An 11,435-nucleotide genomic window follows, 5' to 3' on the forward strand; every position below is an offset into this window, starting at 1 on the left:
ACCGCGTCCGGTCACGGCCTCAGATTCGGCGGCAGCGGCGGATCCTCGCGCATCAGGGTGATGGTCACCCGCCGGTTGGCTGCGAGCGAGGGATCGTCCGGAAACAGCGGCTGGGTGTCCGCCTTGCCGGCGACGGCGAAGATGTGCGACGGCGGCAGGCCCTCGCGTTCGAGAATCTGACGCACTGCATTGGCGCGGTCGGCCGACAGATCGAAGGCGCCGTAATCGCTGCGGTTCGGCACGAAGCCGGCCGCGGTGTGGCCGGCGATGGAGACGCGAAGCGGCGTGGCCTTGAGCGGAATTGCGAGCTTCTCGACCAGGCGGCGGGTGCGGTCATAGGGCACCTTGGAGCCGTCGGCGAACATCGAGCGGCCGTCCTGATCGACGATCTCCAGGTTGAGCCCCTGCTTGGTCTCCTCGAACATGATGTGCTTGGACATCTCGGTCAGCTCCGGCATGTCCTGCAACGCCTGGCGCAGCGAGGCTGCGGCGAGCGCGAAATTGCGGTCGACCTTGATCTTCGCGCCGGACGTCTTGTTGCGGTCTTCCTGGTCCGGCGTCGGGGTGTTGGAGGCATCTTCGGGCTGGATGTGATCGACGTTCTTCAGCCGCGGGCGGGTCGGCAGGCCGTCGGATTCGACGATGCCGGCATAGCGCGCTTCGCTCTGCACGCCGAAGGCGTCGCGCATCGAGCCGGCGACGATCTTCAGCTTGTTGGCGTCCTGGGTCGAGAACGCCACCAGCATGACGAAGAAGCTCATCATCAGGCCCATGAGGTCGGCGAAGGTCACGAACCAGCCGTGACCGCCGCCGTGCGCATCGCCGCGTTTCTTCTTGGCCATGGCCTAGATCCTGGGGCGCGCGATCAGGCCGGCACCGGCTCGCCCTCGGCATTCCGATGCTTCTCCGGCAGATAGGCCAGCAGCATTTCGCGCACCAAGGTCGGGCTCTTGGAGTCGCGGATCATCAGGATGCCGTCGATGATCAGGGTGCGATTGGTCTCCTCGTCGAGCAGCTTGCCGTGCAGCTTGTCGGCGATCGGCAGACAGAACAGGTTCGCGACCAGCGCGCCGTAAAGCGTGGCGAGCAGCGCCGTCGCCATGAACGGGCCGAGCTTGGAGGGGTCCGTCATGTTGGCGAACATCTGCACCATGCCGATCAGGGTGCCGATCATGCCGAAGGCCGGGGCGCAGTCGCCGATGGCGCGGTAGATCTTGCTGCCCTCGTCGAGGTGCATCAGGAAGTTGTCGCGGTCGCGCTCCAGATTGTCGCGGATGAAGTCGAGGTCGTAGCCGTCGGCGACGTAGCGGATGCCCTTGGCGAGGAAGGGCTCGTCGGTCTCGACCTTTTCGAGGCCGACCGGACCCTGCTTGCGGGCGATCTCGGCGATGCGGGCGAGCTCGTCGACGAGGTCGTGCGCCGACAGCCGGCTCATGGTGAAGGCGAACTTGGCGCCGAGCGGAAGGCCGTGCAGAAGCGCGCTGAGCGGAAAGCGGATCATGGTGGCGGAGATCGAGCCGCCGAAGATGATGATCATGGCATGTTCGGAGATGAACATGTGGAGATCGCCGCCCATGAAGATCATCATCGTGATGACGATGATGCCTGCAATGAGGCCAACGCTCGTCATAATATCCATGGGAGACTCCAACGCGTACGCAACAACGGCCGTCCTGGCCGCTGGCGCGGCCCAACCCCGAACCGCATCGGAAACCCTAGAGCGCCGCCCTTAAAGCCGCGTAAAGGTTAAGTTGAGCCGGCGCGCCGGACCGGCGCAACGCGCCACAATGAAGCCGGCTTTGCCGCTTGCCGACAGCAATCTCAACGCTTCACTAACCATAAATGCGCCACGGACGATGATGTCTTCGCCGTCCGGGCGGCGGTTTCATCAACACGTCAGCCGTTTGGCCGATACAAGAGCATCGAAGGGGCTCCCATGATTTTCTGGCTAGCGAGCGCGATGGGATTGGCCATCGCCTATCTCCTCGGTTCTGTACCCACCGGCTATCTCGCAGGGAAACTGCTGAGGGGTATCGACATTCGAAAGCACGGCTCCAAGTCGACCGGCGCGACAAATGTGTTGCGCATCCTTGGAAAATGGCCTGCGCTGGCTGTGCTTCTGGTCGATGTGCTCAAAGGGGCCGCGGCAATCGTCTGCGCCCGCTGGTTCTTTGGCTGGGTCTTCACGTTTCCATCAGGCACGCCACCGGCCGCGCTCGATCAGCAAGGCTGGATAGTCTGGGCCGTGTGTCTTGCTGGACTTGCCGCGTTGCTGGGACACGCCCTTTCGATTTGGCTGAACTTCACGGGCGGCAAATCCGCAGCGACTGGGCTCGGCGTCCTGCTTGCGATGTCCTGGCCCGTCGGCCTCGGGGCGGCAATCGCCTTTGCGGTCGCATTGGCCCTCTCGCGCATCGTCTCGCTGGGCTCGATATTGGCCGCGCTGACGGCGATCGCCCTCGTCTGCATCCTCGATCAACCGTTGCCTTATCGATTGCTGGTGATTGCAGGTGGCATCTATGTGATCGTGCGCCACCGCGGCAACATTCAGCGCCTGCTGGCCGGGACAGAGCCACGGTTCGGGCAATTCAGTCCGGAACCGCGGGCGGAAGCGTAAGGGGCTGCGCGCTCGCGGTCGACGCTGGGCTTCCGAAGCGAGACGAGTCCCGGGAGCGCCGGTCGGCGGCCGACTGCGGCCCTGCGCCACGGGCGAAACGAAGGACGATCTGCTATCCTATAGCCTGCGGCAGGGCCCAATCGCGGGAGCGATTTGCAATGTTGACGCTGTTCAGTGTTCTCACCGCGCTGCCGGCGGTGCTGGCGCTCCACCTGCTCGAGCCGCAGCTGGTCCTGCCGGCATTCAGCGCCCTGCTGTTCGTCGAGGCCGCCTTCGCCGTGATCGCAGCGCGGTTGATTCACAGTCCCGACAACTCGGACGACATTACCCTGTGGGATTTCGCCGGCGGCTTCACCCTGATCGGATGCGCCGCCGCAATGTTCGGAGAGCCGGACCAGGCTGCCCTGTTCCTGACCGAACAAGGCAGCGCGCGACCGGCGTCATCGCCGTAAGCTCAGTGGATCTCCGCCGAGCGCTTCAGCGCGGCTTTCAGCTTCTCAAGCGAGAAGTCGGGACTGCGTGCGATCTCCAGGATCGGCGTCTCGCGGCGGCCGCAGAGTTCGGCAGCCTCAGGCAGCTTTGCCGCGACGTCGAGCGGGATCACGATGGCGCCGTGCCGGTCGGCGTGGATCAGGTCGTCGGACCTCACGGTCATGCCGGCGACGCGAACCTCGCCGCCAAAACTCTCGGCATGGACCCAGGCGTGCGACGGGCCGATCGAGCCGGCCAGCGCCTGGAAGCCCGGCGCCCATTGCGGAATGTCGCGGATCGAGCCGTCGGTGACGACGCCGAGGCAGCCGAGCGCCTTGTGCACGTTGCTCTGCACCTCGCCCCAGAACGCGCCGTAGCCGACGTCGGGACCGTCGATGTCCTGGATCACGGAGATACGCGGCCCATGGCCGGTGCCGACATATTCGTAATATTCGATGCGGCGCTTCGACTGCTCCTCGGCGGGAAGCGAGGATTTCAGCACCGAGCGGATCGCAACCGTACGGGCATAGCCGACGATCGGCGGCAAATCGGGGAACGGGCAGACCAGCTGCTTGGTGGTGTAGCCGATCAGCCGGCGCTCGGGCGCCACGATCTCCATGGCATTGCAGATCGTCGGCGTGTCGTAGCGGCCCAGCGCTTCGAGGACGGCAGCGGGCAGCGGCCCGGTCGCTTTATCGGTCACGGCGTTCTCTCCCAGATTGGCGGCGCTGATTGACGCGATGCCGCCGTCACAGGGCGATATAGCCGAGATCGGGTCTCAACCCAACTCGGCGGGCCTCATGGCAGATATCCGCGTGTCGCTGCTCAGTGCAGCCGTCCGGGCCGGTCGTCCTCGTGCGGCGGCTCCGACAAATTGGTCAGCGTCGGCGCTGAGGGCGGCGAGGAGACCTCGTCTCCCGCGGGCGCGGCAGACTCCATCGCGCGGGCCTGATCGCGATAGGATTTGTAGCCGAGCGGCAAAGCGAGAAGATACAGCACCGTGCCGATCGACAGCACGTGCCAGGGATAGGCGATCAAGAGCGCGATGAAGACGATCACCCCGACGAAGGCCGGCAGCACCAGCTCCGGCGGCACGCGCATGCGCTTGGTCTTGCCGGAGAACACCGGCAGGCGCGACACCATCAGGAAGGCGATCAGAAGCGTATAGGCCGCCGTCACCACCGCAGGCATGCGGCCGAGATCGAGGAAAGCGACATAGATCGGCAGCAGCACGGTGATCGCGCCGGCCGGCGCCGGCACGCCGGTGAAGAAATTGGCGGCGAAGGCCGGCTTGTTGGGATCGTCCATGGTGGCGTTGAAGCGTGCCAGGCGCAGGCCGCCGGAAATCGCGAACACCATGGCGGCGATCCAGCCGGCATTGCCGAGCTCGTGCAGCTGCCAGAAATACAGCATCAGACCGGGCGCGACGCCGAAATTGACGAAATCGGCGAGGCTGTCGAGCTCGGCGCCGAACTTGGACTGGCCCTTGATCATGCGCGCGATGCGCCCGTCGATACCGTCGAGCGCGGCCGCGAACACGATGGCATAGACCGCGAGCGACATCCGCCCTTCGATCGACAGCCGGATCGAGGTCAGGCCGGCACAGATCGCCAGCAGCGTGATGACGTTGGGCACCAGCATCCGGACCGGAATCGGGCGGAACCGCCGGCGGCGCGCATCGGGATCCTTGAAGTCATAGGGCGTCATGGCTCGTCCTCACCTTGAGGCGAGATATAGCAAGCCGCGCCCCCCTCCGCCATTGCGACGGAGGGCCATCGCGGACCGACTATTGGTTAATTGGCGCGGTAGGTCCGGCTGGGGTCGTCGACGGCAAGATCGGCCAGAATCGTTTCGCCGGCGATGGCGGTCTGCCCTTCCGAGACCAGCGCCTTGGTCCCCACAGGCAGATAGACGTCGAGCCGCGAGCCGAAGCGGATCAGGCCGAAGCGCTCGCCGGTGCCGATCGCCTGGCCTTCCCGGACGAAGCAGACGATGCGCTTGGCGACGAGACCTGCAATCTGCACCACGCCGATGCGAGCCGTCGGTGTCGAGATGACCAGCGAGTTGCGCTCGTTGTCCTCGCTGGCCTTGTCGAGCTCGGCATTGATGAAGAGTCCGGGCCGGTAGGCGATGCGGTCCACCCTCCCCGCGACGGGCGCGCGGTTCACGTGACAATTGAACACGCTCATGAACACCGAAATGCGCGGCAGCGGCCGGTCGCCGAGGCCGAGCTCGGCCGGCGGCAGCGCCATGGTGATCATCGAGACGCGGCCGTCGGCCGGCGACACCACCAGCCCCTCGCGCACCGGCGTCACGCGCACGGGATCGCGGAAGAACAGCGCGCACCACACGGTCAGGATCGTGCCGATCCAGCCCAGAGGCGACCACAGCCAGAACAGGATTAGGCTTGCCAGCGCAAAGCCGCCGATGAAGGGATAGCCCTCCTTGTGGATCGGCGGGATCTGACGCTGGATCGAATCGAGAATGGACATCGTTATCTGCCGCTCGGGGTTGATGGCGCAGGTCGCGCGGGCCTGTTTAGGCCAGAGTTGGGACCGGAGACAAGGTCACACCGCCGCCGCAGGCGTCGTCAGGGCGTCATCGACCGGGGGCGGCTCCCGGTTGGGGGCCTCGCCGGTATCGGCCATCTTGGCCAGCTTCTCGCGCGCCGCCTCGGCCTCGCGCTGCCTGTTCCACATGCTGGCATAGAGGCCGCCATGGGCGAGCAGCCTGGCGTGGGTCCCCCGCTCGGCGATGCGGCCCTGATCCAGCACGATGATTTCGTCGGCCCCGACGATGGTCGAGAGCCGGTGCGCGATCACCAGCGAGGTGCGGTTCTTCGCCACGCGGTCGAGCGCGCCCTGGATCTCGTGCTCGGTGTGGGTATCGAGCGCCGAGGTCGCCTCGTCCAGCACCAGGATCGGCGGCGCCTTCAAGACGGTGCGCGCGATCGCGACGCGCTGCTTCTCGCCGCCCGACAGCTTGAGCCCGCGCTCCCCGACCTGGGTCTCGTAGCCCTTCGGCGCCATGCGGATGAAATGATCGATCTGCGCCAGTTGCGCGGCTTCCTCGACCTCGGCATCGCTGGCGTCCCAGCGACCGTAGCGGATGTTATAGCGAATGGTGTCGTTGAACAGCACGGTATCCTGCGGCACCATGCCGATCGAGGCGCGGAGCGAATCTTGCGTCACCGCGCGAATGTCCTGGCCGTCGATCAGTATCCTGCCGCCGGAGACGTCATAGAGGCGGAACAGAAGGCGCGAGATGGTCGACTTGCCGGCGCCCGACGGGCCGACGATGGCGACGGTCTTGCCGGCCGGCACCTCGAAGCTGATGCCCTTGAGGATCGGCCGCGCCGGCTCATAGGCGAAGCGCACGTCCTCGAAGCGCACGGTGCCGGCGGAGATGACCAGCGGCTCGGCATCGGGCGCGTCCTTGATCTCGGCCTCGCGGCCGAGCACGCCGAACATCTTCTCGATGTCGATGATCGCCTGCTTGATCTCGCGATAGACCATGCCCATGAAGTTCAGGGGCTGGTAGAGCTGGATCATCATGGCGTTGACCAGCACGAAATCGCCGACCGTGTTGGTGCCGTTGCGCACGCCGATCGCGCACATCAGCATGGTCGCGGTCAGGCCCAGCGTGAAGATCACCGCCTGGCCGGTATTCAGCACCGCGAGCGAGGTGTAGCTGCGGACGCTCGCTTCCTCGTAGCGCTCCACCGATTTGTCGTAGCGCTTCGCCTCGCGCGCCTCGGCGCTGAAATATTTCACGGTCTCGTAGTTGAGCAGCGAGTCGATCGCCTTGGTGTTCGCCTCGGTGTCGGAATCGTTCATCTTGCGGCGGATGCCGATCCGCCACTCGGTCGCGATGTAGGTGTAGTACATGTAGAGCGCGACCATGATCAGGGTGGCGACCACGTAACGCCAGTCGAACTGCCAGAGCAGCACGGCCATCAGCAGCGAGACCTCGACGATGGTCGGGATCAGCTGCAGGATCACCATGCGGACGATCACCTCGATGCCCTCGCGGCCGCGCTCGAGCACGCGGGTCAGGCCGCCGGTCTTGCGCTCGAGGTGGAAGCGCAGCGACAGCTCGTGCATGTGGATGAAGGTGATGGTGGCGAGCTTGCGCACCGCATGCATGGCGACGCGCGCGAAGATGCCGTCGCGCCATTGCGTCAGCAGCGCCATCAGGATGCGCATCACGCCGTAGCTCGCGGTCAGCAACAACGGCGAGGCGATCACCCAGAGCTGCCAATTGTCGGCCTGCACCGGCGCCGAGTTGGCGCCGGTCAGCGCGTCCGTCGCCCATTTGAAGCTGAACGGTACCGCGAGCGTGATCAGCTTGGCCGCGAGCAGCAGCACCAGCGACCAGACCACGCGCATCTTCAGGTCGAAGCGGTCGCCCGGCCAGATATAGGGCCACAGATGCGCCAGCGTGCCCATCAGCGTCCCCTGCTCGGGCGGGCCGCCGGCGGGAACGTCGGCGCCGTCGAACGATTGAGGTTGGTCCATCAAGAAGCCTGAAAGCCCACCGGATGCGGGCGTCGTCGAGATTTACGATTTTCGCCTGTCATATAGAGCCTTCCCGATGCCAGCGCACCCCGTCAAATGGCGAATCTTCGATTGTTTGCCGCGATTTACCGGTAGATTTCCGGGAGTATCGAATCACCGATTAGGCTTGACGCCTCTTCGCTGCAATGCATCATGGCACCAATGAGCACGATCAAAACCGTCTGTGTCTATTGCGGCTCCGGCCCCGGAACCAATCCCAACTTCATCGAAGCGGCAAAGGCGCTCGGCAAAGCGCTGGCGGATAGCAAGATCCGCCTCGTTTATGGCGGCGGCTCGCTCGGGCTGATGGGGGCGGTCGCAACCTCCGTGCTCGATCACGGCGGCACCGTCACCGGCATCATCCCCGACTTCCTGCGGATGCGCGAGAACGCGCTGACGCGCGTCCAGGAGATGGTCGTCACGCCCGACATGCACGAGCGCAAGCGGCTGATGTTCGAGCGCTCCGACGCCTTCGTCGCCCTGCCCGGCGGGCTCGGCACGCTCGAGGAGCTGGTCGAGCAATTGACCTGGCAGCAGCTCGGCCGTCACGCCAAGCCCGTGCTGCTCGCCAATATCGACAATTTCTGGGAGCCGCTGTTCTCTCTGGTGGCGCACATGCGCCAAACCGAATTCATCCGGGCCGGCCTCACCGTCGATATCCTGAAGGCCGACAAGGTCGAGGAGATCGTTCCGCGACTGCGCGCCGCTGCTGCGCAGATTTCGGACAGCCAGCTCGATCTCGCGCCCGACGTGGCGCGCCGGCTCTAAAGCATCATCCGGAAAAGTGCGCAGCGGTTTTCCGAAAAGATCATGCTTAAACAACAACCTAGAGCGCGATGGCGATTCATCCTAATCGCATCGCGCTTTAGGCTGCCCGCTATCCCTGTGGAAACGTCACCGCCTCGATGCGGTTGCCGTCGGGATCGACGACGAAGGCCGCGTAGTAGCGCACGCGATCGTGCGGGCGGATGCCGGGCGCGCCGTCAGAGGTCCCGCCCGCGGCGAGAGCCGCGGCATGAAACGCATCGACCTCGTCCGTCGTCTTGGCGCGCAGGCAGATGTGCGCGCCGCTTTCCCGAGCTACAGGCGCCATGTTCTCGCGCAGATTGATCCAGAACTCGGGATAGGCCTTGCCGAAGCCGACCGTCCGCGGCCGCGCGACGAGGCGCGCAAGGCCGAGGGCTGCGAGCGTGGCCTCGTAGAATCTTGCGGCCCGCTCGAGATCGCTGACGCCGACGGAAATGTGGTCGATCATTGGCCCCCTCCTCGCTCCGCTGTCATCGCCCGGCTTGACCGGGCGATCCAGTACTCCGAGACGTTGCGACGTTGCGGAGAAGCCGCGGCGTACTGGATACCCCGCTTTCGCGGGGTATGACAGTCGTCGTGGACCCTACGCCGGCGCTCCCGACCTCACGAGCTTGTAGATCACCGAATCCATCAGCGCCTGGAACGAGGCGTCGATGATGTTCGGGGAGACGCCGACCGTGGTCCAGCTGTCGCCGTTCTCGTCCTCGCTCTCGATCAGCACGCGCGTGACCGCGCCGGTGCCGCCGTTGAGGATACGCACCCGGTAGTCGATCAGCTTCAAGCCCTCGATGTATTTCTGGTACTTGCCGAGGTCCTTGCGCATGGCGACGTCGAGCGCGTTGACGGGGCCGTTGCCCTCGGCGGCCGAGATCAGGTGCTCGCCGGCGACGTCGACCTTCACCACCGCGAGCGCCACGGTGACGCGCTCGCCGAGCGCGTTGTAGCGCTGCTCGACATTGACGTCGAACTGCTCGACCTCGAAATAATGCGGCACCTTGCCGAGCGTGCGACGCGCCAGGAGCTCGAAGGACGCGTTGGCGGACTCATAGGCGTAGCCGGCCGCCTCGCGCTCCTTCAGCTCCTCGACGAGGCGCGTCAGCTTGGGATCGCTCTTCTCGTAGGGAATACCGGCTCGCTCGAGCTCGGCGATGACGTTGGACCGCCCGGCCTGGTCCGAGACCAGCACCTTGCGGTGATTGCCCACCGTCTCCGGCAGCACGTGCTCGTAGGTCTGCGGGTCCTTCAACACCGCGGAGGCATGAATGCCGGTCTTGGTGACGAAGGCGCTCTCGCCGACGTAGGGCGCATGCCGGTTCGGGACGCGGTTGAGCATGTCGTCGAGCGTGCGCGAGACCTTGACGAGCGTCGCCAGCTTCTCCGCGGTGACGCCGATCTCGAACGCGTCGGCAAAGCCCTGCTTCAACTTCAGCGTCGGGATCAGCGAGCAGAGATTGGCATTGCCGCAGCGCTCGCCGAGGCCGTTCAGCGTGCCCTGGATCTGCCGCGCACCGGCCCGCACCGCGGCGAGCGAGTTCGCCACCGCCTGCTCGGTGTCGTTATGGGCGTGGATACCGACGTGATCGCCGGGGATGTGCTTCGTCACCTCGGTGACGATGGCCTCGACCTCGTCAGGCATGGTGCCGCCGTTGGTGTCGCACAGCACCACCCAGCGCGCGCCGGCATCGAAGGCGGCTTTGGCGCAGGCGAGCGCGAAGCTGGAATCTTCCTTGTAGCCGTCGAAGAAATGCTCGCAGTCGAGCATGACCTCGCGGCCGGCGGCCTTCGCGGCCGCGACGCTGTCGCGGATGGAGGCGAGGTTCTCTTCCTGCGTCGTCTCCAGCGCGACGCGCACCTGATAGGCCGACGCCTTCGCCACGAAGCAGATCGCATCCGCCTTCGCTTCCAACAGCCCGGCCACGCCGGGATCGTTCGAGACCGAGCGCCCGGCCCGGCGCGTCATGCCGAACGCGGTGAAGCGAGCATGATTGAGCTTCGGCTTGCTGGCAAAGAATTCGCTGTCGAGCGGATTGGCGCCGGGATAGCCGCCCTCGACATAGTCGATGCCGAGGTCGTCGAGCATCGCGGCGATGACCTGCTTGTCGGTCAGCGTGAAGTCGACGCCATTGGTCTGCGCGCCGTCGCGCAGCGTGGTGTCGAACAGATAAAGACGCTCTTTCCTTGCCGAGTTCATCGCGAGCGTCCGTTCTTGTTACCTCCCCCCTTGTGGGGGAGGGCTATGACATTTGAAAGCTTTTCCCTGCGGCCATCCTTCGAGACGCCCGCTTTAGGCGGGCTCCTCAGGATGAGGACGGGAGTGCGCGGCAGCAGTTTCAACGGGCGCTCGCGCCGATTAGCCTCATCCTGAGGAGGCGCGTAAGCGCCGTCTCGAAGGACGAGGCGTGTGCGCAGGCTGCCGCCGCGCGTCACTTGCGATAGCCCTACGCAGGGGGAGCGGAGAGAGGCTCGCGCCTGGTGAACAAGCTCCTTGCTCATTGCACCGCTCCGAGCGTCTTCTTCATCGTGGTGTTGGCGAGCCATTCGTCGTTGATCGTGACGCTGTTGCGCTGCTGGGCGGTGTAGCCGCGCTTGGCGAAAAAACCCTGCGCGGTGTCGCTGGCATCGACGGTGAGGCTTTGCGCGCCGCGGCCGCCGGCAAGCTTCTCCAGCGCGTCGATCAGCATGGTGGCGATGCCGTGCCCGGCCACGGCCGGATGCACATAGAGCATGCGGATGTGGTCGTTGCCGCGCAGCGAAGCAAAACCGACCGGCGAGCCTTCGATCGTCGCGATCAGCGTCAAATCGGCCGCAAGCCGCTTGCCGAACTCTTCGCCTTCCGCGATCTCCATCCAGGCCCGCTGCTGCGCCTCGCTATAGTCCTCGCCGGTCAGCTCCTCGATGCTGGCGGCGAAGATCGCGGCGAGCACCGGCACGTCGTCGGGCAGGAACGGCCGCAAGCCGGGCTTTGGCAAAGTCTGTCCCATCGT

Annotated in this window: 12 protein-coding genes; 3 read left to right on the forward strand and 9 right to left on the reverse strand. The window is 65.4% G+C overall.

The features are described 5' to 3' along the window. Positions 1 to 11 precede the first annotated feature (11 nt). Entirely contained in the window at positions 12 to 842 is an 831-nt protein-coding gene (locus E4K64_RS13270) for an OmpA/MotB family protein (protein WP_135163904.1), read from the reverse strand. Between the two features lie 23 nt (positions 843 to 865). After that, positions 866 to 1,639: a motility protein A gene (locus E4K64_RS13275; RefSeq protein ID WP_091954071.1), complete on the reverse strand. Its 774-nt coding sequence runs from the start codon at positions 1,637 to 1,639 to the stop codon at positions 866 to 868. A 297-nt stretch (positions 1,640 to 1,936) separates the two neighbouring features. On the opposite strand from E4K64_RS13275, the gene plsY reads away from it, so the two are divergent. Further along, entirely contained in the window at positions 1,937 to 2,617 is a 681-nt protein-coding gene (gene plsY, locus E4K64_RS13280; protein WP_135163905.1) for a glycerol-3-phosphate 1-O-acyltransferase PlsY, read from the forward strand. Positions 2,618 to 2,775: 158 nt separating this feature from the next. After that, on the forward strand, positions 2,776 to 3,069 hold the full coding sequence (locus E4K64_RS13285) for a hypothetical protein (protein ID WP_135163906.1): 294 nt from the start codon (positions 2,776 to 2,778) through the stop codon (positions 3,067 to 3,069). 2 nt (positions 3,070 to 3,071) lie between these two features. Here the strand turns inward: E4K64_RS13285 and E4K64_RS13290 are convergent, their stop codons facing one another. The 4 genes from E4K64_RS13290 to E4K64_RS13305 all read right to left on the reverse strand — a co-directional run bounded on the left by E4K64_RS13290 (position 3,072) and on the right by E4K64_RS13305 (position 7,605). Further along, positions 3,072 to 3,791, reverse strand: coding sequence for an RraA family protein (locus E4K64_RS13290; RefSeq protein WP_135163907.1), 720 nt, complete (start codon positions 3,789 to 3,791; stop codon positions 3,072 to 3,074). A 122-nt stretch (positions 3,792 to 3,913) separates the two neighbouring features. Beyond that, entirely contained in the window at positions 3,914 to 4,795 is an 882-nt protein-coding gene (locus E4K64_RS13295) for a CDP-alcohol phosphatidyltransferase family protein (RefSeq protein ID WP_135163908.1), read from the reverse strand. Between the two features lie 86 nt (positions 4,796 to 4,881). Then, a complete protein-coding gene (locus E4K64_RS13300; protein ID WP_283812317.1) occupies positions 4,882 to 5,586 on the reverse strand; it encodes a phosphatidylserine decarboxylase in 705 nt (234 codons plus the stop codon). Positions 5,587 to 5,655: 69 nt separating this feature from the next. Continuing rightward, positions 5,656 to 7,605, reverse strand: a complete 1,950-nt coding sequence (locus tag E4K64_RS13305) for an ABCB family ABC transporter ATP-binding protein/permease (RefSeq protein ID WP_135163910.1) — start codon at positions 7,603 to 7,605, stop codon at positions 5,656 to 5,658. Positions 7,606 to 7,806: 201 nt separating this feature from the next. Here E4K64_RS13305 and E4K64_RS13310 point away from each other — a divergent pair, with 201 nt between their 5' ends. After that, a complete protein-coding gene (locus E4K64_RS13310; protein WP_167771976.1) occupies positions 7,807 to 8,412 on the forward strand; it encodes an LOG family protein in 606 nt (201 codons plus the stop codon). 109 nt (positions 8,413 to 8,521) lie between these two features. Here E4K64_RS13310 and E4K64_RS13315 read toward each other — a convergent pair whose 3' ends face one another. The 3 genes from E4K64_RS13315 to E4K64_RS13325 form a co-directional block, all read right to left on the reverse strand. After that, positions 8,522 to 8,899, reverse strand: a complete 378-nt coding sequence (locus tag E4K64_RS13315; protein ID WP_135163912.1) for a VOC family protein — start codon at positions 8,897 to 8,899, stop codon at positions 8,522 to 8,524. Between the two features lie 135 nt (positions 8,900 to 9,034). Then, positions 9,035 to 10,642, reverse strand: a complete 1,608-nt coding sequence (gene cimA / locus E4K64_RS13320; protein ID WP_135163913.1) for a citramalate synthase — start codon at positions 10,640 to 10,642, stop codon at positions 9,035 to 9,037. Between the two features lie 298 nt (positions 10,643 to 10,940). Beyond that, entirely contained in the window at positions 10,941 to 11,432 is a 492-nt protein-coding gene (locus E4K64_RS13325) for a GNAT family N-acetyltransferase (protein WP_167771977.1), read from the reverse strand. Positions 11,433 to 11,435 lie beyond the last annotated feature (3 nt).

The sequence above is a fragment of the Bradyrhizobium frederickii genome (genome assembly GCF_004570865.1).
GTDB lineage: Bacteria > Pseudomonadota > Alphaproteobacteria > Rhizobiales > Xanthobacteraceae > Bradyrhizobium > Bradyrhizobium frederickii.